The 21255-nt window shown below is 71.8% G+C and carries 18 protein-coding genes; 12 read left to right on the forward strand and 6 right to left on the reverse strand.

All coding sequences use genetic code 11. From position 1 onward, the window contains the following. Positions 1-10 precede the first annotated feature (10 nt). The 7 genes from ACIOGX_RS15685 to ACIOGX_RS15715 all read left to right on the forward strand — a co-directional run bounded on the left by ACIOGX_RS15685 (position 11) and on the right by ACIOGX_RS15715 (position 8482). Positions 11-2047: a protein meaA gene (locus ACIOGX_RS15685; RefSeq protein ID WP_356510126.1), complete on the forward strand. Its 2037-nt coding sequence runs from the start codon at positions 11-13 to the stop codon at positions 2045-2047. Next, positions 2044-3036, forward strand: coding sequence for a CoA ester lyase (locus ACIOGX_RS15690; RefSeq protein WP_356510128.1), 993 nt, complete (start codon positions 2044-2046; stop codon positions 3034-3036). Before ACIOGX_RS15685 ends, ACIOGX_RS15690 begins: the two co-directional genes overlap by 4 nt. A gap of 2 nt (positions 3037-3038) precedes the next feature. Continuing rightward, positions 3039-3545, forward strand: a complete 507-nt coding sequence (locus ACIOGX_RS15695; protein WP_401913566.1) for a MaoC family dehydratase — start codon at positions 3039-3041, stop codon at positions 3543-3545. 7 nt (positions 3546-3552) lie between these two features. Then, the gene (locus tag ACIOGX_RS15700) at positions 3553-4758 is read left to right on the forward strand and encodes an acyl-CoA dehydrogenase family protein (RefSeq protein ID WP_356510130.1); all 1206 of its coding nucleotides are present in this window, start codon (positions 3553-3555) and stop codon (positions 4756-4758) included. Between the two features lie 184 nt (positions 4759-4942). After that, positions 4943-5599, forward strand: a complete 657-nt coding sequence (locus tag ACIOGX_RS15705; protein ID WP_129768100.1) for a phosphatidylserine decarboxylase — start codon at positions 4943-4945, stop codon at positions 5597-5599. Next, positions 5592-6467: a CDP-diacylglycerol--serine O-phosphatidyltransferase gene (gene pssA / locus ACIOGX_RS15710; protein WP_356510132.1), complete on the forward strand. Its 876-nt coding sequence runs from the start codon at positions 5592-5594 to the stop codon at positions 6465-6467. The genes ACIOGX_RS15705 and pssA overlap by 8 nt, the downstream gene beginning before the upstream one ends. Before the next feature lie 119 nt (positions 6468-6586). After that, entirely contained in the window at positions 6587-8482 is a 1896-nt protein-coding gene (locus tag ACIOGX_RS15715) for an AMP-binding protein (protein WP_401913571.1), read from the forward strand. Between the two features lie 77 nt (positions 8483-8559). Here ACIOGX_RS15715 and ACIOGX_RS15720 read toward each other — a convergent pair whose 3' ends face one another. Both ACIOGX_RS15720 and ACIOGX_RS15725 read right to left on the reverse strand, forming a co-directional pair. Continuing rightward, on the reverse strand, positions 8560-10437 hold the full coding sequence (locus ACIOGX_RS15720; protein ID WP_401913574.1) for a GNAT family N-acetyltransferase: 1878 nt from the start codon (positions 10435-10437) through the stop codon (positions 8560-8562). A gap of 111 nt (positions 10438-10548) precedes the next feature. After that, a complete protein-coding gene (locus ACIOGX_RS15725) occupies positions 10549-11706 on the reverse strand; it encodes a glycerate kinase (protein ID WP_356510138.1) in 1158 nt (385 codons plus the stop codon). Positions 11707-11854: 148 nt separating this feature from the next. Between ACIOGX_RS15725 and ACIOGX_RS15730 the strand changes: the two genes are divergently transcribed. The 5 genes from ACIOGX_RS15730 (at position 11855) to ACIOGX_RS15750 (ending at position 16742) form a co-directional block, all read left to right on the forward strand. After that, on the forward strand, positions 11855-12391 hold the full coding sequence (locus tag ACIOGX_RS15730) for an NUDIX domain-containing protein (protein ID WP_401913578.1): 537 nt from the start codon (positions 11855-11857) through the stop codon (positions 12389-12391). A 186-nt stretch (positions 12392-12577) separates the two neighbouring features. Further along, positions 12578-13741: a MerR family transcriptional regulator gene (locus ACIOGX_RS15735; RefSeq protein ID WP_401913581.1), complete on the forward strand. Its 1164-nt coding sequence runs from the start codon at positions 12578-12580 to the stop codon at positions 13739-13741. Positions 13742-13826: 85 nt separating this feature from the next. Then, positions 13827-14468 carry a hypothetical protein gene (locus tag ACIOGX_RS15740; RefSeq protein ID WP_356510144.1) on the forward strand — a complete coding sequence of 214 codons (642 nt, stop codon included), beginning with the start codon at positions 13827-13829 and terminating at the stop codon, positions 14466-14468. A 142-nt stretch (positions 14469-14610) separates the two neighbouring features. After that, the gene (locus ACIOGX_RS15745) at positions 14611-15855 is read left to right on the forward strand and encodes a hypothetical protein (RefSeq protein WP_401913584.1); all 1245 of its coding nucleotides are present in this window, start codon (positions 14611-14613) and stop codon (positions 15853-15855) included. Positions 15856-16019: 164 nt separating this feature from the next. Further along, the gene (locus ACIOGX_RS15750; protein ID WP_356510148.1) at positions 16020-16742 is read left to right on the forward strand and encodes a Sir2 family NAD-dependent protein deacetylase; all 723 of its coding nucleotides are present in this window, start codon (positions 16020-16022) and stop codon (positions 16740-16742) included. A 27-nt stretch (positions 16743-16769) separates the two neighbouring features. Here the strand turns inward: ACIOGX_RS15750 and ACIOGX_RS15755 are convergent, their stop codons facing one another. From ACIOGX_RS15755 to ACIOGX_RS15770, 4 genes are all read right to left on the reverse strand, one after another. Then, a complete protein-coding gene (locus tag ACIOGX_RS15755; protein WP_401914213.1) occupies positions 16770-17330 on the reverse strand; it encodes a methylated-DNA--[protein]-cysteine S-methyltransferase in 561 nt (186 codons plus the stop codon). A 65-nt stretch (positions 17331-17395) separates the two neighbouring features. Next, positions 17396-18937, reverse strand: coding sequence for an AlkA N-terminal domain-containing protein (locus tag ACIOGX_RS15760; protein WP_401913587.1), 1542 nt, complete (start codon positions 18935-18937; stop codon positions 17396-17398). Positions 18938-19003: 66 nt separating this feature from the next. Continuing rightward, entirely contained in the window at positions 19004-19612 is a 609-nt protein-coding gene (locus tag ACIOGX_RS15765; protein WP_401766499.1) for a macro domain-containing protein, read from the reverse strand. A gap of 145 nt (positions 19613-19757) precedes the next feature. Next, positions 19758-21173, reverse strand: a complete 1416-nt coding sequence (locus tag ACIOGX_RS15770; RefSeq protein ID WP_356510156.1) for an NAD(P)/FAD-dependent oxidoreductase — start codon at positions 21171-21173, stop codon at positions 19758-19760. Positions 21174-21255: the final 82 nt, after the last annotated feature.

Below are 21255 nucleotides of genomic sequence, written 5' to 3' on the forward strand. Positions count from 1 at the left end.
GGTTCCTCATATGCCTGACCGCCAGAAGGACCGGCCCTGGCTCATGCGGACGTACGCCGGTCACTCGACCGCCGAGGCGTCCAACGAGCTGTACCGGCGCAATCTCGCCAAGGGGCAGACGGGCCTGTCCGTCGCGTTCGACCTCCCGACGCAGACCGGCTACGACCCCGACCACGTCCTCGCCCGCGGCGAGGTCGGCCGGGTCGGGGTGCCGGTCTCGCACCTCGGCGACATGCGCCGGCTGTTCCAGGACATCCCGCTGGAACGTACGAACACCTCGATGACCATCAACGCCACCGCCATGTGGCTGCTGGCGCTCTACCAGGTGGTCGCGGAGGAGCAGGGCGCGGACATCGGCCGGCTCCAGGGGACGACACAGAACGACATCGTCAAGGAGTACCTCTCGCGCGGGACGCATGTCTTCCCGCCGGTGCCGAGCCTGCGGCTGACCACGGACATGATCACGTACACGGTGAACCACATCCCCAAGTGGAATCCGATCAACATCTGCAGCTACCACCTCCAGGAGGCGGGGGCCACTCCGGTCCAGGAGATCGCGTACGCGATGTCCACCGCGATCGCCGTACTGGACGCGGTGTTCGCGTCCGGCCGGATCCCCGAGGAGCGCAAGGGGGACGTGGTCGGCCGGATCTCGTTCTTCGTCAACGCGGGTGTCCGGTTCGTCGAGGAGATGTGCAAGATGCGGGCCTTCTCCCGTATCTGGGACCGGATCACCCGGGAGCGGTACGGCATCGAGGACGCCAGGCAGCGCCGCTTCCGCTATGGCGTCCAGGTCAACTCCCTGGGGCTGACCGAGGCGCAGCCGGAGAACAACGTCCAGCGGATCGTCCTCGAAATGCTCGCCGTGACGCTCTCCAAGGACGCCCGCGCCCGCGCCGTGCAGCTGCCCGCCTGGAACGAGGCGCTGGGGCTGCCCCGCCCCTGGGACCAGCAGTGGTCGCTCCGCATCCAGCAGGTGCTGGCGCACGAGAGCGATCTGCTGGAGTACGCGGACATCTTCGACGGCTCGCGGGTCATCGAGGCCAAGGTGGCGGACCTGGTCACCGAGTCCTTCGCCGAGATCGACCGGATCGAGGCGATGGGCGGGGTGATGACCGCCGTCGAGTCCGGCTATCTCAAGTCGCGGCTCGTCGCCTCGCACGCCGAGCGGCGGGCGCGGATCGAGTCGGGCGAGGAGAAGATCGTCGGCGTCAACTGCTACGAGTCCACCGAGCCCAGTCCGCTCACCGCCGATCTCGACACCGCCATCATGACGGTCGATCCGGCGAACGAGGCCGGGGTGGTGGCCGCTCTCCAGAGCTGGCGGGTCAACCGCGAGGAGGCGCGGGCCACCGACGCGCTGACCGCTCTGAAGAAGGCCGCCGCGGGCACCGACAACCTGATGGCCGCCACGCTGGAGTGCGCGCGGGCCGGGGTGACGACCGGTGAGTGGTCCTGGGCGCTGCGGGACGTCTTCGGCGAGTTCCGGGCGCCCACGGGCGTCAGCGGCGCCCCGATCGCGGTCTCCGCGGAGACGGGCACCGCGCTCGCGGCCGTACGGGAGAAGGTGGCCCGTACCGCCGAGGAGCTGACCTCGGCTGGGGGCGCCCCGGGCGGCGGGCGGCGGCTGCGGCTGCTGGTCGGCAAGCCGGGTCTGGACGGGCACTCCAACGGCGCCGAACAGATCGCGGTCCGCGCCCGCGACGCCGGCTTCGAGGTGGTCTACCAGGGCATCAGGCTGACGCCCGAACAGATCGTCAGTGCCGCGCTCGCCGAGGACGTGCACTGCGTGGGCCTGTCGATCCTGTCGGGCTCGCACGCGGCGCTGGTGCCCGAGGTCCTCGGGCGTCTGCACGAGGCGGGCGCGGGCGACATCCCGGTGATCGTCGGCGGGATCATCCCGAACGCCGACGCCGAGGAGCTGCGGGCGGCCGGAGTGGCCGCCGTCTTCACCCCGAAGGACTTCGGGATCACGGAGATCATCGGCCGTATCGTCGACGAGATCCGTACAGCGAACAAGCTCGACCCATGGGAGGTCCACGCATGACCGCGCCTGTTACCACCGAGACGGCCGGAACCGCCGCGAGCCGGCTGCGCCCGCGCCGCTCGTGTCTCGCCGTACCGGGGTCGAACCCGCGCTTCCTGGAGAAGGCCCAGGGGCTGCCGGCCGACCAGGTCTTCCTGGATCTGGAGGACGCCTGCGCGCCGCTCGCCAAGGAGGGCGCCCGGCACACCATCGTCGACGCACTCAACAAGGGCGACTGGACGGGCAAGATCCGGGTCGTACGGGTCAATGACTGGACGACGCACTGGACCTACCGCGATGTGATCACGGTGGTGGAGGGCGCGGGACACAATCTCGACTGCGTCATGCTGCCGAAGGTCCAGGACGCCCAGCAGATCATCGCCCTCGATCTGCTGCTCACCCAGATCGAGAAGACGATGGGCTTCGAGGTCGGCAGGATCGGGATCGAGGCGCAGATCGAGAACGCGAAGGGCCTGGTGAACGTCGACGAGATCGCCGCCGCCTCGCCGCGTCTGGAGACGATCGTCTTCGGTCCCGCCGACTTCATGGCGTCCATCAACATGAAGTCCCTCGTCGTCGGGCAGCAGCCGCCCGGCTATGGCGCGGACGCGTACCACTACATTCTGATGCGCATTCTGATGGCGGCCCGTACCCACGATCTCCAGGCGATCGACGGCCCCTACCTCCAGATCCGCGATGTGGACGGCTATCGCGAGGTGGCGCGCCGGGCGGCGGCGCTGGGCTATGACGGCAAGTGGGTGCTCCACCCGGGCCAGATTGAGGCGTCGAACGAGATCTTCTCGCCCTCCCAGGAGGACTACGACCACGCCGAGATGATTCTCGACGCGTACGACTACTGCACGTCGGAGGCGGGCGGCAAGAAGGGCTCCGCGATGCTCGGCGACGAGATGATCGACGAGGCGAGCCGCAAGATGGCGCTGGTCATCTCGGGCAAGGGCCGGGCCGCGGGGATGCGGCGTACCACCTCGTTCGAAGCCCCGGAGGCGTGACGATGCGGTTCGGACGCACCTTCGAGGAGTTCGAGGTCGGCGCGGTCTACAAGCACTGGCCGGGCAAGACGGTCACGGAGTACGACGACCATCTGTTCTGTCTGCTCACGATGAACCACCATCCGCTGCACCTGGACAGCAACTACGCGGAGAAGACGACCGACTTCGGGAAGAACGTCGTCGTGGGCAACTACGTCTACTCACTGCTGCTGGGCATGTCGGTGCCGGACGTCTCCGGGAAGGCCATCGCCAATCTGGAGGTGGAGTCGCTCAGGCACGTCGCGCCGACCTTCCACGGGGACACGCTCTACGGCGAGACGGCCGTGCTGGAGAAGACGCCGTCGCGTTCGAAGAGCGACCGCGGAATCGTGTACGTGGAGACCCGTGGCTACACGCAGGACGGGACGCTGGTCTGCGTGTTCCGACGCAAGGTGATGGTCCCCACCGAGGCGTACATCAAGGAACGCGGCGGGGACCAGCCCGGCCGCCCCGAGCTGCGGGAGAAGTGACAGAGACATGAGCCGACTCGCCCAGACAGCCGGACTGACCGACATTCAGCGGGAGATCCTGGCGACCGTGAGGGACTTTGTCGACAAGGAGATCCTCCCGGTCGCCACCGAACTGGAGCACCGCGACGAGTACCCGGACCAGATCGTCGAGGGGCTCAGGGAACTCGGCCTGTTCGGGCTGATGATCCCCGAGGAGTACGGCGGCCTGGGCGAGTCCCTGCTCACCTACGCGCTCTGCGTGGAGGAGATCGCCCGGGGCTGGATGTCCGTCTCCGGCATCATCAACACCCACTTCATCGTGGCGTACATGCTCAAGCAGCACGGCACCGAGGAGCAGCGGGCCGCCTTCCTGCCACGGATGGCGGCCGGCGAGGTGCGCGGCGCGTTCTCGATGTCGGAGCCCGGTCTCGGTTCCGACGTCGCGGCCATCACGTCCAAGGGGATCAGGGACGGCGACTCGTATGTACTGAACGGCCAGAAGATGTGGCTGACGAATGGCGGCACCTCGCATCTCGTCGCCGTACTGTGCCGCAGCGAGGAGGGGCACCCGGAGGGCACGGCTCCGCACAAGTCGATGACCACGTTCCTGGTCGAGAAGGAGCCCGGCTTCGGCGAGGTGCGGCCCGGTCTGACCATCCCGGGGAAGATCGACAAGATGGGCTACAAGGGGGTCGACACCACCGAGTTGATCATGGACGGACTGCGCATTCCGGCCAATCGGGTACTCGGCGGGACCACCGGCCGAGGGTTTTACCAAATGATGGACGGCGTCGAGGTCGGCCGGGTGAATGTCGCGGCGCGTGGCTGCGGGGTCGCACAGCGCGCCTTCGAGCTGGGTGTCTCGTATGCCCAGCAGCGTCATACTTTCGGCAAGCCCATCGCCCAGCACCAGGCGATCCAGTTCAAGCTGGCGGAGATGGCCACCAAGGTCGAGGCCGCCCATGCCATGATGGTCAACGCGGCACGCAAAAAGGACTCCGGGGAACGAAACGACCTGGAGGCAGGGATGGCGAAGTACCTCGCCTCCGAGTACTGCAAGGAAGTCGTCGAGGACGCCTTCCGCATCCACGGCGGGTACGGTTTCTCGAAGGAGTACGAGATCGAGCGCCTCTACCGCGAGGCGCCGATGCTGCTGATCGGCGAGGGTACCGCCGAGATCCAGAAAATGATCATCGGCCGCCGACTGCTGGAGGAGTACCGATTCCAGGGATAATTGTCGCTTCTGTCCGGGTTTAATGGCGAAGAAGATCACACCCTGTCGCCCTCTGGCGCTGGCTTCAAGCCGCTCGACTCGGGCCCTGGCTTGCTCAGTTGCGTGCCGAAACCAGTACCATCGCTGGAAAGCCGCCGCCGTCCCCCCGTTGCCAGCGCGGCATCATCCGCTACGAAGGTCATCCATGCCCCACAGCCAAACCTCTGCACCACGCGTTAGCTTCCTTGGTGGACGCCTCGCCCGCGGAGCATCGCCGTGGCTCCTGCCGACCGTCGCCACCGCGGCGATCGGTCTTGTCCGCGCACGTCACTCGAAGCGCGCAGCGGTCCTCGCTGTGCCCGCCACCGCGCTCGCGGCGGGCATGCTGTGGTTCTTCCGCGACCCCGAGCGCGAGATCACGCAGGGCCGGGTCATCTCCCCGGCCGACGGTGTGGTGCAGAGCATCATGCCGTGGAAGGACGGGCGCACCCGGGTCGCCATCTTCATGAGCCCGCTGAACGTCCACGTCAACCGCGCGCCCCTCGCGGGAACCGTGACATCCGTGGAGCACATCCCCGGCGGATTCGTTCCGGCGTTCAACAAGGAGAGCGAGAACAACGAGCGCGTTGTCTGGCACTTCGACACCGAACTGGGCGACATCGAGATGGTGCAGATCGCCGGCGCGGTTGCCCGGCGCATCGTGCCGTATCTGCCTCAGGGGACCAAGGTGGAACAGGGTGAGCGCATCGGCCTGATCCGTTTCGGCTCGCGTGTCGACATCTACCTTCCGGAAGGTGTCGATGTCGCCGTCGAGGTCGGTCAGACCACGACCGCAGGGGTGACTCGAATTGACCGTGATTGATCCTGACACGCAAGCAGGCTGGGCGGCGGAGGCCGAGGCCGAGGAGGAGGACGACGCGGAAGACATGCCGCTCTCTCTGCGGCTGTCGATAGCGGACACCCTCACGCTCGGTAACGCCACCTGCGGCTTCATGGCCGTCTACTTCACCACCACCGGCATCCTCATCCCGCATCTCACGGGCAGCGACGAGAGCGGCATGGCGCGGCACTCCGCCGCGACGGCCGTGATCCTGATGCTGGCGGCGGCGATCTTCGATCTCTTCGACGGACTCGTCGCGCGCAAGCTGCGCAGCTCACCGATGGGCGCGGAGCTGGACAACCTCTCCGATCTGATCAGCTTCGGCCTCGCCCCCGCATATTTCGTACTGGTGTACGGGATGGTCGCGGACGACGCGCATCAACGGGTCTCCGCGCTGGCGGCGATCGTCGTGCTGCTGGCCGTGGTGCTACGGCTGGCGCGATTCTCCTGCGTGACCGTGAAGAACGGCATGTTCCAAGGGATGCCGAGCCCCTTCGGCGCCCTGACCGTCATCTCGATCGTCCTGCTCGAACTGCGCTTCGTACCGACGCTGCTCGCGATCATCGGGGTGGCCTGGCTGATGGTGAGCCGGGTCGAGTACCCGAAGCCGCGGGGCGTGCTCGCGGTGGCGATGCTCGGCTGGATCGTGGCCGCGATGGGGCTGCTGGCGGCCTGGGCGTTCGAGGCGCCGGGTGGTCAGCTGCTGCTCCAGACCGGCTGTGCGCTCCAGGTGGTCGCGGGAGCCGTGATCCCGCTCTTCGCCACGGCCCGGCGCGTGAACACGTTCCGCGGCAACCGTCGCGAGGCGCGGGCGGCGCACCGCGAGGCACGGGCGGCGCAGCTGCCGTAGGCGGGGCTGTCGCCGTGCGGCGAATGATCGTGAAGGGCCCGGACGCGTGCGCGCGTCCGGGCCCTTTCCGGTGTGCTCCCTCTTCCGCGGGCCCTGCCCCTCTGGAATGATCGACCGCCATGACCGGGGGATCGATACATCAGCTTTTCGAAGAACGGGCACGGCTGACGCCCGACCATATCGCCGTCGTCACCGACAGTGACCGGATCGGTTATGAGCGGCTGGACGCCGAGGCCGGGCGACTGGCCGCGTATCTCGCCACGAACGGCGGACTGCCGGATTCCGGATCCACCGTCGCCATCTGTGCGCAACGCCCGGCCGAGGTGCTGGTGGCGATCCTCGCCGTACTGAAGGCGGGCCACGCGTACGCCGTCGTGGACCCGGGAACGCCGGCCCGGGAGCTGCACCGGTTACTCGGTCTCGCCCACGCCGAGGCCGTCATCACGAACACATCGCTGCTCCCCCGGGTCGACGACGGCCGCGGCCGGACGGCCATCTGCCTGGACACCGCCGCGGCGGACATCGCCCAGACGGAAGCCGCCCCGCGCGACGCGGCGGGCCGTACGTCCGGCGGACCGGCCGCCGTGCTGTTCACGGCCGGGACGACGGGCAGCCGCACGGCCGTCGCCACCGGGCACGACCGGCTGCTCGCCGCGTACGCCGCCTGGTCCCAGGTCTACGGGCTGTCGCCGGAGGACCGGCTGCTGGTGACCGCGCCGCCCGCGGCCGTCGAGTTCACCGGCGGCTGGATACGCGCCCTGTGCTCGGGTGCGACGCTGGTGCTCTCCGAAGGTCCGGTCACGGCCGGCCGGATCACCGCCAGGCGGATCACGGTCGCCGACATGAACCCCGCGACCGCGGCCGCGCTGCTGGACGAGGAGCTGCCGTCGCTGCGTCTGCTCGCGGTGGGCGGCGCACCGCTGCGCCTCGATGAGCAGCTGCGGCTCCAGGGGCTGCTGCCGGCCGTCGGGGCGCGTGTGCTGAGTGTGTACGGGACGGCGGAGGTCGCCGGCTGCGGTACCTGGTTCGAGCCCGAGCAGCTGCCCGGTCCCGTGGCGTATCCGGAGCGTGCCGCGTATCTGGGGCTGCCGTTCCCCGGGGGCGCGGCCGAGCTGCGGAAGGGGCGGATATGGCTCACCCCTCCGGAGGGCGGCGACGCGGTCCCCACCGGTGACATCGGCCGGCGGCAGGGCGAAGGGCCGCTGGAGTACCGCGGCAGGACGGCCGACCGGGTCACGATCGACGGCAGGACGGTCGACACCTACCGGGTGGAGACGGCGCTGGCCGACCACCCCCACATCCAGGACGTGGTCATCACCGGGGACCGGGGCCGCACCGGGAGCCGTCTGATCGCGTTCGTGGTGCCGAGCGCCGGGGCTCCGTTCGGGGCCGCACCGGAGGCCGCCTCCCTGCGGGCCGGGCTCACCGGCCTGGTCCCGGCGGGGGACGTCCCCGCGGCGGTGGTGCGCCTCAAGAAGCTGCCGCTGAACGCGGCCGGGAAGGTGGACCGGGCGGAGCTGCCGCTGCCACCGATCCCGGGGGCCGTGCGGGCGAGCGGCAAGAGCGGGGCGGGCGACGACGTGAACGAGGCCGCGGTCGCCGCCCTGGTCGGGGTCTGCTCCGCATTTCTCGCCGGCGCGCTCACCGGCGTGATCTTCCCCGGCGCCACGGATCTGACCGGGGTGCCGGGGCCGTGGAACGCGCTGTTCGTCCTGCTCTATCTGGCCGAGTGGCTCGCGTTCGGCGTCGGGATGGGGTTCCTGGTGGCGGGCCGGGGGGTGATGCTGCGACGGAGCGAGTCCCGGGGGCTGACGACGGCGGCCCATCTGGCGATCGTCTACCTGCTGGTGGCCTGGTGGCCGCAGGACAACCTCTACCGGCTGACCGCCAAGACCGACTGGCCGCAGCAGGCGGCTCTCGTCTACGCCTTCAATGTGCCCTTGATGATCGCGGCGCTGATCGTGGTGATCTGGATGGTGGCGTCACTGCCCGCCGTCAGAGAGCGGGACCGGTAGGAGCGGCGGGACGCGGAGGAGCGGCGAGGCGAGGAGGGGCGCCAGGGCCGGGAGGACCGTCAGGGCCGTGAGGACCGTCAGGGGCGTGAGGAGCGCCAGGGCCGGGAGGAGCGTCCGGGGCGGAAGGAGCGGCGCCGCCGGGAGGAGCCGCCGGGGCCGCTGGTCCGGGCGGCGTCGGCGAAGATCCTGCCGAGGTCCTGAGCCGCGCCGCGGACCAGCGCCTCGGCCGCGTCGAGACGGTCCGCCGTGCGGGCGGCCAGCACGACCCCCAGAAACGGGGCGGGGTCGAAGGCGGCCGTGGGGATCGAGGGCACGAACACCGCCCCGCTCCCGGCACAACGCTCCGTCAGTTCCCGAAGCCACGGCAGGAGTTCGGCGTCCGGGAGCCGGGCGCCGAGCGGGATGTGGTCCAGGGAGCGTACGAGATGATCGCCGCCCCTGGTCTCATCGAGGCGGGCCTTCACCATGAAGGCGACGGACGGTCCCGTCAGCCGCAGATTGATCTCCGTCGGTGCGAGCCGGCCGGCCGTGGCGGTCACGAAATCGACGTCGTACCAGCCGCGGTAGCCGCTCGCGGCTAGTTCGAGGCCGACGGCGTGCCCGAACCGCAGGGCGACCGAGGCGGCCCGGCCCGGGACGGCCCCGGGGCCGACGGTCGCTCCCCGGTACGCCGTGCCCGCCACGTCCATGCGCGCGGCGCCGACGTCGTGCACCACGCCGGCCATGTCCACGAGGCCGTCGTAGGTGAGGTCGCGCGGGCTGTCGCCCTGTTCCGGCACGGAGCCGTCCGTCGCGTCCGCCACGTAGTCCTCCACGAGGAGCGGGCCCCGGGGCAGTGCGCGCAGCACCGGCAGCAGAGCCCGTAGGGATCTGACCACGCGGGTACCCGAACCTCCCACGCCATGCTCGGTCTTGACGACACCGCCCGCGCCGGAGCGGACCAGTGCGAGGAGCAGCCGGGCCGCCTCGCGCCGATTGGCCGCCGTCCGCTGAACGGCCACGGTGATGGCGGGATGCGCGGGGGCCAGCCGCCGGAAGAGGCCGTTGGCCGCGCTCTTGGACTCGTAGCGCAGCGCCCCGGGCGGGAGGGGCTCCCCGGACAGCTCACCGGACGGCCCCGTGTGCCCCCACGGTACGAAGGGCAGCCCGAGCCCGCGCAGCCGACGGGTGAGGGCGGGGCGTGCGAGGACCGAGGCGGCGAGCACGGGGCGGGGGGCCTCGTCGGCCTCGGGGACCCCGTCGGCGTGGCGGGACCGGACGGCGGTGAGGCCGTCGTACACCTCCACCGAATCCCAGGCCAGTTGGCGGCACAGAAGCTCGGCCCAGCCCGGTGGCACCGTCACCTGGAGCACGACCGCGGCCGGGTGCGGACTGCCCAGCACGGCCAGGCAGGAGTAGTGTCCGCTCGCCCGGAGCGCGAGCGGGGTCAGCGCACCGAACTGCGCCTGGAACTCCGCGCCGTTGCCGAGTTGTACGGTGCGCAGTCCACGCGTCCAGGCCTGTACCCAGGCCCTGCGCGGAGGCGGTTCCACCAGCAGCCGGGACAGCGTGCCCCCGCCGGGGACGGGCCGCGCGCCCAGTGCCCGGTAGAAGTCCACCGCGTGCGGGTCGGAGTCGATGGTCAGCCGCTCGAAGCCCAACTCGCGAGCCCTGTCCAGGACATGGGCGTACAGTGCGCGGCCGATGCCCCGGCCGATCGCACGGGGTTCGACGAAGAGCAGGCCGAGCGTGCCGTCCGGGGCCCGGCCCTCCAGCGAGGCGACGCCCAGGGCCTCCCCCGATGTCTCGTCCTCGGCGACCGCCAGCCGACGGGCCGTCACCTCCCCGCTGGAGATGGTCAGTTCGTCACGGCAGGCGGCCAGGAACGCTTCGTCGTAACCCCAGTGCGCCTTGGAGCGCAGCACCAGCGCGCTCAGCGCGGGTGCCTCGTCGGGGCGCGCTTCCCGTATTCGCACACCCCGACCTTAGGCCCTGGCCCAGGGCCTGTCCTCGCAGTCCCGTTGCCGCAGTCCCGTTGACCGGCTGGGCTCTGAGCGGGAAGTCCCGCTCAGTGCGGGAAGTACCGCTCAGAGCAGGAAGTCCCGCGCGATCTCCGTCGCGAGGCGTTCCAGCAGCGGGCCCGCCTGCGCCATGGAGACGGCCGGATCCGGTTCCAGCCCGCTGAGGGCGTAGGCGCGGCGGATACCCGCCCTGCCCAGCGCCTCCGGAGGGAGCGTCAGCCGGCCGCAGACCGCGATGACCTCGATGTGCCGCGCGCGGGCCGCCGCCGCGACGCCCGCCGGGGCCTTGCCGTGCAGGGTCTGCTCGTCCAGGGAGCCCTCGCCCGTGATGACGAGGGTCGCCCGGGAGAGGGCGTCGGCGAAGCCCAGTACGTCGAGCATGACCTCGATCCCGGGACGGAAGCCCGCGCCGAGGCCGACCAGCGCGCCGTAGCCGATACCGCCGGCCGCTCCCGCGCCCGGCGAGAGGGCGAGATCGGCGGCACGGGAGCCGATGGCCGCCTCCAGGACCGTGGCGTAGTGGGCGAGGGCCGCGTCGAGGGTGGCGACATCCTCCGGGCTCGCGCCCTTCTGCGGCCCGTAGACCGCGGGGGCGCCCTTGGGACCGGTCAGCGGATTGTCGACATCGCTGGCGAGAACGATCTCCGTCCGGGCGAGACGTTCGTCCAGGCCGGAGAGGTCGGCGGTGGCCAGGTCGCGCAGCCCGCCGCCGCCCGGTCCGACCGGCTGCCCGGCCGCGTCCAGGAAGCGGGCGCCGAGCGCCGCGAGCATCCCCGCGCCGCCGTCCGTCGTGGCGCTGCCGCCGACGCCGAAGACGATGACGCGCGCGCCCGCGTCCAGCGCGGCGCGCAGCAGTTCGCCGGAGCCGTAGGTGGTCGCCGTCAGCGGCGCGAACACGCCGTCGGGCAGGCACTGGAGGCCCGAGGCCTCCGCCATCTCGACGACGGCCGTCCCGTCGCGCAGCGCGAAGGCCGCGGTCAGCTCGTCGCCGAGCGGGCCGGTGACCCGTACCTCGCGTCGCTCGAATCCGGCGGCCACGGCCGCCGCGACCGTACCGTCGCCACCGTCCGCGACGGGCAGGGTCTCGACCGCCACCTCGGGGACGATCCGACGCAGTCCCGCCGTCACCCGCTCCGCGACCTGTACGGCCGTGAGTGAGCCCTTGAACTTGTCCGCCGCGATGAGCACGCGTGCGGCCTCCGTTGCTGCTCCGTCCGTCACCATGTATCCCTTTGCTCTTCGAACAGGCAGTCGCGCCGTCCCCGACCCTATCCGCACGGCGGCTCCGTGCCCATAGGCCACCCTTGTGCGCCTATGGGCACCCACGTGCGTGACGCTCCTTGAACAGAGGAGACGCCCTAGGCTTTCCCGTGTGACACACACCGATACGGATACCGGGACCGATACCGACTATGCCGCGTACATCGCGGGTCTGCCCCGCGTCCTCGCCGGCGCGGCCGTGCTGTTCAGGGACGGCGCGGGGCGCGTACTGATCGTCGAGCCCAACTACCGGGACGGCTGGGCGCTGCCCGGCGGGACCATCGAGTCCGACGACGGCGAGACCCCTCGTCAGGGCGCCCGGCGGGAGACCCTCGAGGAGATCGGCCTCGACATCGAGCCGGGACGGCTGCTGGCGATCGACTGGGTGCAGGGGCGGGCCCGGCCGCCGATCGCCGCGTATCTGTACGACGGCGGGGTGCTGGACGAGGAGCGGCTGGCGGCGATCCGGATCCAGGAGGAGGAGTTGCTGTCGTGGCGGCTGCTCGACCGCGCCGAGATCCCGGCGTTTCTGCCGGGCTCGCTCGGACTGCGGGTACTGGCCGCGCTCGACGTACTGGATTCCGGCGCGGGCGCGGTGGAGCTGGAGAACGGGCACCGGGCCGGGCCCGGCCCGTCGTCACCGGCGTGAGGGCGGCCCGGGAGCCGGGGGTGGCGGTCCGGGGGCCGGGCGTGGCGGCCCGGGGGCCGGGCGTGGCGGCCCGGGGGCCGGGCGTGGCGGTCCGGGGGCCGGAAAAGGGTTCCGGGCAGGGGTTCCAGGGAGGAGTTTCGGCGGCGAGTTGACCTTCAGGTTGCCTGAACGTCGACAATCGCCGGCATGGACCTCGACACCAACGGCACCGCTCACCTCCTGGGCATCAGCGCCTTCGCCCGGCGCGTCGGCCTCGCGCCGAGCGCACTGCGTTTCTACGACGACTGCGGTGTGCTGCGGCCCGCGCACGTCGATACGACGACGGGCTACCGCTTCTACCGCCCCGACCAGGACATCCGGGCCCGGCTGCTGCGGAGTCTGCGGGCGGCGGGGCTGCCGCTGGCCGAGGTCACCGTCGTGCTCGACGGCGACGAGGACGAGGCCCGCGCCGTGCTGGAGCGGCACCGGAACACCGTACGGGACCGGACGCGGACGGCCGACGCCACGATCGAGGCGGTGCTGCGGTCCCTGCCGGGCGACGGAACGCGCGTGGAACCCGGGGCCGGGGCGGGGGACGGGACCGCGAGCGGGGCCGTCACGCTCGTACGGCTCGGGGGCGTGGAGCTGGCGAGCGCCTTCCGCCAGGTCGTGCCGGCCGCCGGGCACGACCCGGAGCACCCGGAACTCGGCTGCGTCCTCGTCGAGATCGAGGACGGTGAGGTCCGGCTGGTCGCCACCGACCGCTACCGGCTGTCGACGCGGGTCCTGAGACCGGTGGGGGCGGTCGAGGGGCCCGCTCGCCGGCTGCTGCTGACGGCCGGTTCCCTGCCCGGGATCGGGGCCTGGGCGGCGCGGTGCGCCGCCGTGACGATCGAGGCGGGCCCGGACGGGGCCACGCTCCACGAGACGGCGGGCACGGCGTCCCGCGAACTCCCCGTCTCGGCCGCCCTGTTCCCCGCGTACCGGGAGATGCTGTCCGCGCTGACACCGGCCCGGCACCGGCTGGTCGTGGACCGGACCGCCCTGCTCGACGCCGTCAACGACTGCGGCGAGGCACCGGCGATCGTGCTGCGGCTGGGCGAGGACGAGGTGACCGTCTCCCTGCCCGATGACTCGCGGGCCACGGCTCTGCCCGCCGTCTGCCCCGGCGAGCAGCCCCCGCCCATCGGCTTCGACCCCGCCGTACTGGCCCCGGCCCTGGAGGCGAGCGTCGGACCCGATGTCCTGCTGGAGATCGCCTCCGCCACCGAGCCCGTGGTGGTGCGCTCCGCCGACCAGGGCAGCTTCACCACCCTGGTGATGCCCGTCGGCCTCGTCAGCGTCGGCAGCCCTGGCGCCCCTGCCTTCTGACCCACCGTCCGACCGCGCCATCCGACCGCGCCGTCCGCCCCCGTCGGCGTGACGCATCGCACCACTGAGGAAATGAGGAGAGGTCATGGACCCCGAGAACCCCGTCGTACGGCTCTGCGCGCAGGGCATGACGGCAGAGACCGAGGGCCGGGAGGCCGACGCGCGCGAGCTGTTCCTCCGGGCCTGGGAAGCGGCCGCGGACGACTACGAGGCGTGCGTCGCCGCGCACTACCTCGCCCGCCACCAGCCGACCCCGGAGGAGACTCTGCGCTGGAACCAGGAGTGTCTGACCCGCGCCGACCGGGTCGGCGACGACCGCGTCCGCGGCTTCTACGCCTCCCTGCACGGCAACATGGGCCGTGCGCAGCTCGCGCTCGGCCGGCCAGGGCCGGCCCGTACGCACTTCCGGTCGGCGGCCGGGCATCTCGACGACGTACCGCCCGGCCCGTACCGGGAATGGGTCCGGCTCTGCGTCGCGAGAGGGCTGCGGGCCACCGACGACGCGCCGACGGCGGACGATCCCGTCCACGCCCTGCTGACGCGGCTGTGCGCACGCGCCGATCTCGAAGCGCTGAGCCTGCTCCTCCCCGCCTATATGGGCAGCCTCGGCGCACCCGAGGACGAGGAGCGCCTCACCACCGCCCTGCGCATGCTCCACGCCGAGAAGCGGCTGCCCGCCCCGGAGCAGTCCGCACTGAGCGAGGCCATCGCACTGCGCTCGGCCTGACTTGGGCGCTGCTGGGCGGGGTGGGTGAGAGGCCGTCATACGTGAGGGACCGTCAGGGGCGGTTCCCTCACGTTCATTCCACGTTGGCCCTCCGTGCACGGCCGCCCGGCATCATCCTGGAGTCCCAGGACTCGGAGGCATCATGCGAAGGCACCCGCGCGGCCGGTTCGCGGCCCTGTTCATGTCCGTGGTCGTCGTATCGGCCGTCGTCGCCGGGGTCGACGTCGGCACGGCGCGGGCCCTGTCCCCCTCCGAGGCCGCGCCACCCGCCCGCCCCACTTCCCTGCCCGCCTCCCTGCCCGGCCGTCCCGCCGCACTGCCCGCCCGTATCGACGGCGGTACATGGCAGTCCGGCCATCTCCAGGGCATGGCCATCGACCGGCGCAAGGGCCGTATGTACTTCTCCTTCACCAACCTCCTGGTGAAGACGGATCTGGCCGGCAAGCCCCTCGGTTCCGTCACCGGCTTCACCGGACACCTCGGTGACCTGGACTTCAACGAGGACGACGGGCGGGTCTACGGCTCGCTGGAGTACAAGGCCGCGAAGGCGTTCTACATCGCGGTCTTCGACGGCGACCGCATCACGCGGATGAACATGGACGCCGCGTCCACCGACGTGGTCTCCACCGTCCATCTCCAGGAGGTCGTGGAGGACTACACGGCCGACATGAACGGCGACGGCGTCTTCGACGGCGACACCGCCAACACCCCCGACCACCGGTACGGGTGCAGTGGCATCGACGGCGTCGCGTTCGGGCCCTCCTTCGACCGCGAGGGCGGTACGAGACTGACCGTCGCGTACGGGGTCTACGCCCACACCGGCCGCCAGGACAACGACAATCAGGTCCTGCTCCAGTACGACGTCCGGCGGTGGAAGCAGTACGAGCGCCCGCTGACGGAGGACGCCCCGCACACGAGCGGCCCTTCCTCCCCCGACGGCAAGTACTTCGCGTACACCGGGAACACCACGTACGGCGTGCAGAACCTGGAGTACGACACGGACAGCGGCAACTGGCTGATGGCCGTGTACAAGGGCACCAAGCCGGGCTTCCCGAACTACTCGCTCTTCGTCCTCGACGGCTCGAAGCGGCCCGTACCCGGCACCGTCCCGGGTCAGCGGCCCTCCGAGCGCGGCCAGTTGCTGACGCTCCTGCCGCGCGGGCTGCATGACACCGGCTCCGGGGTGTACGGCTGGGAGTCGGCCGGACAGTACGGGCTGATCTCGCTGGGCGGTGGCCGCCACTACGTGGCCGAGGCCGGCACGGTCCAGGTCGACGGCGTCACCCAGCAGACCGGCCGCGCGGTCCTGCACCGCTGGACGGGGCTGACCCCGAACCCCTTCGCGCCCGTGACACCGCCGCCGGTGGGGCCCGTACCGCGCCGGTGACGCCGGGAAGCCGGTGCCGGCCGGGGGCCGGTGACGCCGGGAAAGCGGTGGCGGCCGGGAGCCGGTGAAGCCCGGCAGACGGTGCCGGCCGGGGGCCGGTGAAGCTCCCCTGACCGGCGGGCAATCCGTTCGCCGCCCCCGGCGTCGCTGCGTACCCTCGCGGCATGACTCTCGTCGCGATCCTCAGCGGCGCCGGGATCTCCACGGACTCCGGCATCCCCGACTACCGCGGGCCCAACGGGCTGTGGCGGCGCGATCCCGGCGCCGAGAAGCTCGTCACGTACGACTCGTACATGTCGGACCCGGAGATCCGCCGCCGCTCCTGGCGGATGCGGAGCGAGAGCGCCACGCTGAGCGCCGAGCCCAATGCCGCGCACCGGGCGGTGGCCGAGCTGGCGCGGGCGGGGACGGCGGTCCGGGTGATCACGCAGAATGTGGACGGCCTCCATCAGCTGGCCGGCCTTCCCGCCCGCAAGGTGCTCGAACTCCACGGCACAGCACGCTCGGTGAGCTGTACGGGGTGCCATGCGCGCTCCTCGATGGAGGAGGCGCTCGCGCGGGTCGCGGCGGGTGAGCCGGACCCGCGCTGTCCGGAGTGCGGCGGGATCCTCAAGTCGGCGACGGTGATGTTCGGCGAGCGGCTCGACCCCGAGGTGCTGGCCCAGTCGATGGCGATCGCCAAGGCGTGCGAGGTGTTCCTCGCGGTCGGTACGACCCTTCAGGTGCAGCCGGCCGCCTCGCTCGCGGGGATCGCCGCCGACCATGGAGCCCGGCTGATCATCGTCAACGCGGAGCCGACGCCGTACGACGACCGGGCCGACGAGATCGTCCGCGAGCCGATCGGTACGGCGTTGCCCGCGCTGCTGAAGAGGTTCCACCCCGGCTGACCGACAGGGGCGACCGGGGTGGCGTCGTCAGAAGAGCGTGGCGGTGGCCACGGGCTCGGCCGCCGCTCCCTCGAAGACCAGCAGTCGCTGCTTGCGGTCCAGACCGCCGCCGTAGCCGGTGAGTCCGCCGGTCGAGCCGATCACCCGGTGGCAGGGCACGATGATGCCGACCGGGTTCTTGCCGTTGGCCAGTCCCACCGCGCGCGAGGCGCCCGGTTTGCCGAGGAGCTCGGCCAGTTCGCCGTACGAACGCGTCTCGCCGTACGGGATGCGCTGGAGCTGGCCCCAGACCTCGCGCTGGAACGGCGTGCCGTTCATCCGCAGGGGCAGATCGAACTCGGTCAGCTCGCCGTCGAAGTACGCGCCGAGTTGGCGCACCACCTCGTGGAAAGGCCTCGGATCCGGTTCCCCGAAGGTCTCCTCGGGCGGGCGATGCCGCTGGCCGACCATATAGAGGCCGCTCAGCGTGCCGTCGGTGGCGACCAGAGTCAGTGGTCCGTAGGGGCTGTCGATCACGGTGTGGACGACGCGCCGTCCTCGTTCCGCTGTCGTGGCTGTCGTCGCTGTCGTAGGTGTCGTAGGTGTCATGGCTGTCGTAGGTGCCGGAAGTGTCGCGTCGGTCGTGTCTGTCGTGTCTGTCATGGCGAACTTCCTTACACAGGCAGATGGTTGATGGCGTGGTCCTCGGTGGCCCACAGATACTGCACGGCATACGCCCGCCAGGGCCGCCACGCGGCGGCGCGCGCGGTGAGCGCGGCGGGTGTCGACGGCAGACCGAGGCCCGCCGCGGCCCGGCGCATGCCGAGGTCCGTGGGCAGGAACGCGTCGGGGTCGCCGAGCGCGCGCATGGCGATCACCTCGACCGTCCACGGCCCGAATCCGGGCATGGCGATGAGCTGTTCCCGCGCCCGGTCCCAGTCGCTGTCCGGGCCGAGCCGGAGCGAGCCGTCGGCGAGGGCCGCGACGAGCGTGGTGAGGGTGGTGCGTCTGGTGCGCGGCAGGGCCAGCGCCTCGGGGTCGAGCGCGGCCAGCGCCTCCGGGGACGGGAAGAGATGGGTGAGCCCGCCCTCGGGGTCGTCGACCGGCACGCCGTGCGCCGTGACCAGCCGGGCCGCGTGGGTGCGGGCCGCGGCGGTGGAGACCTGCTGGCCCAGCACGGCGCGCACGGCGAACTCGGCGGCGTCGACGGTACGGGGCACGCGCCGCCCCGGCGCCTTGTCGACCAAGGGGGTCAGCAGCGGGTCGGCGCGCAGTTGTTCGTCGACGGCCACGGGGTCGGCGTCCAGGTCGAGCATCCGGCGGCAGCTGCTGATGGCGAGCGTGAGATCGCGCGGATCGGTGAGCGAGAGCCGGCACGCGATGTGGTCGGGGCGCGGGCTGAGCGCGACGATGCCGTGTCCGTACGGCAGGGAGAGTGTGCGGCGGTACGCGCCGTCCCGCCACTCCTCGACGCCCGGTACCGCGGTCGCGGCGAGATGTCCGAAGAGGTTGTCCGGGTTGAGGGGCGCCCGGAACGGCAGCCGCAGCGAGATCACCCCGGGGGTGGCCGTCGGCGCCGTACCGTCCGTACCGCGCGCGCCGCTCGTACCGGCCGGGTCCGTACCGCGTGTACCGCGGGCGCCGCGTGTACCGCGGGCGCCACGCGCGCGCAGTTCGCTCGGCGACAGTGCGAACACCTCGCGAACGGTGTCGTTGAAGGCCCGGATCGAGGAGAAGCCGGCCGCGAAGGCGATGTCCGCCATGGGGAGGCCGGTCGTCTCGATCAGCAGCCGGGCGGTCTGCGCGCGCTGGGCGCGGGCCAGGGCGAGCGGTCCGGCGCCCAGTTCGGCGAGGAGCTGCCGTTCGATCTGGCGCGCTGAGTAGCCGAGCCGCCCGGCCAGTCCGGGGACACCCTCGCGGTCGACGACACCGTCCTGGATGAGCCGCACGGCGCGGGCGACGGCGTCGGCACGGGCGTTCCACTCCGGCGAACCGGGGCTGGTGTCGGGCCGGCACCGTTTGCAGGCGCGGAACCCGGCCTGCTGGCAGGCGGCGGCGCTGGGGTAGAAGGTCATGTTCTCGGCCTTGGGCGGTACGACGGGACAGCTGGGCCGGCAGTAGATCCCGGTGGTCAGGACCGCGGTGAAGAACCACCCGTCGAACCGCGCGTCCTTGGACCGCACGGCCCGCACACAGCGCTCGGTATCGGTGTACATGTCTCCAGCATCCGTGACACGGCGGCTCCCGGCTGGCAGGAATCCGACATCAGCCTTCGGCGGGACTCACCTCTCCAGGGCCGCCATCGCCGTCTCGAACGCCGTGTACGCCCGCTGGTTGAAAAGCACGAACCGCACCTCCTCGATGGTCCGCGCTCCGGCCACTCTCGCCCGCGTCCTCAGATCCGCCGCCTTCCCCGGACCCTGCGCCTTCTCCATGGTCTCCCAGGCCGCGAGGGTCTCCCTGACCGTGCGCACGGCGATCCGGGCGGCGTCGTCCAGCGGCCACCGGTGGTTGCCGGTGGAGATGGCGGGCATCGCGACCGTGCGTGCCCCCAGCTCGGCCGCGACCTCCAGCGACGTGCGGTAGCAGGAGGCGAGCAGGCTCGACCGGTCGTCGTATCTGTCCCAGCGCGGTCCCACTGTGTGGATCACCCAGAGGGCCTGGAGGCGGCCCGCGGTGGTGGCGGCGGACTGTCCGGTGGCCAGCCCGCGGCCGTAGCGGGTTTCGCGCAGCTCACCGCACGCCTTCGTGAGGGCCCGCCCGGCGCGGGCGTGGATCAGGCCGTCGACGCTGTCACGGCTGCCGCCCACCAGCTGGGAGTTCGCGGCGTTGACGAGCGCCTCGGCACGCTGCTCGAGGAGGTCTCCGAGGACGAGAGTCAGGTTCGTCATGCGCATGGCCTCCTCGGACCCGGTACGGGCCCTGCTCAGCGGCGGCTCGGTGGCGGCTCGACGGCCGTCGGGTCACGGGGGGCGACAGCCGCCGGGTCACGGGGGGGCGCGGCTCGGCAGCCGCCGGGTCGGCGCGGGAGTCGGCTCAGACGGCGCGCAGCTTTCGCCACACCGCCTTCGCCGCGTTGTGCCCGGACATCCCGTGCACCCCCGGCCCCGGCGGGGTCGCGGACGAGCAGAGGAAGACCGCGGGGTGCGGGGTGGCGTATGGGAAGAGGGAGATCTTCGGGCGCAGCAGCAGCTGGAGCCCCGAGGCGGCGCCGCACGCGATGTCCCCGCCCACATAGTTGGCGTTACGGGCGGCCAGCTCGGGCGGGCCCGCGGTGGCGCGGGCCAGGACGCGGTCGCGGAAGCCGGGCGCGAAGCGTTCTATCTGCCGCTCGACAGCGTCCGTGAGGTCGCCCCGCCAGCCGTTCGGGACATGGCCGTACGCCCAGAAGACATGCTTGCCCTCGGGCGCGCGGGACGGGTCGACGAGGCTGGGCTGCGCGGTGATCAGGAACGGCGTCGGCGGCGCCTGTCCGCCCGCGGCCTGGCGCAGCGCGGTGCCGATCTCCCCGCTGGTGGGGCCGATCTGGACCGTGCCGGCCCGTCTGGGCTCCTCGGCCGTCCAGGGCACGGGCCCGTCCAGCGCGTAGTCGATCTTGAAGGCGCTCGCGCCGTACCGGTAGCCGTCGTACGCCCTGCCGAGGCCGGCGATCCTGGCCAGGGCGGTCGGTGAGGTGTCGAAGACATACGCGCGGGCCGGCGGCAGATCGTCCAGCCGCTTGACCTCGTAACCGGTGTGGACCGCGCCCCCCAGGTCGCGGAGGTACGCGGTGAGGGCGTCCGAGACCGACTGGGAACCACCGCGGGGCATCGGCCAGCCGCCCGCGTGGGCGGCGAGCGCGAAGACCAGACCGACGGCGCCGGTCGCGAACCCGTTCAGCGGGGCGATGACATGCGCGACGAGTCCGGCGAACAGGCCCTTCGCCTTCTCGTCGCGGAACCGGCGGGCCAGCCAGGTGGACGGCGGCAGTCCGGTGAGACCGAACCGCGCCAGGGTGACGGGGTCGCGCGGCAGCGCGGTCGACGGCAGGGACATGAAGTCCCGCGCCAGACTGTCCCATTTGCCGAGGAACGGAGCGACGAGCCGGCGGTACGCGCCCGCGTCGCGCGGCCCGAACGACGCGGCCGTCTCGGCGACGGAGCGCGACAGCACGGCCGCCGTCCCGTCGTCGAAGGGATGCGCCATCGGCAGCTCGGGATGGAGCCAGTCCAGCCCGTACCGGGCGAGCGGCATCGTCTTGAAGACGGGCGATCCCGCGCCCAGCGGATGGACGGCGGAGCAGGGGTCGTGGCGGAATCCGGGGAGCGTCAGCTCTTCCGTCCTGGCGCCGCCCCCCACGGTGTCCTTGGCCTCGAACACGGCCACGGAGAATCCACGCCTGGCCAGCTCGACCGCGGCGGTCAGCCCATTGGGGCCCGCCCCCACGACGACGGCATCGAGCATCGAGGTCACCTTCGGACTCCTTTGTCAGCCGATGGCAAGGAGCCCCAGGATATTCCCGGGCACTGACAGCCCGAACCCCGGTACTGTCCGC

Source organism: Streptomyces sp. NPDC088147 (assembly GCF_044741565.1).
GTDB lineage: Bacteria > Actinomycetota > Actinomycetes > Streptomycetales > Streptomycetaceae > Streptomyces.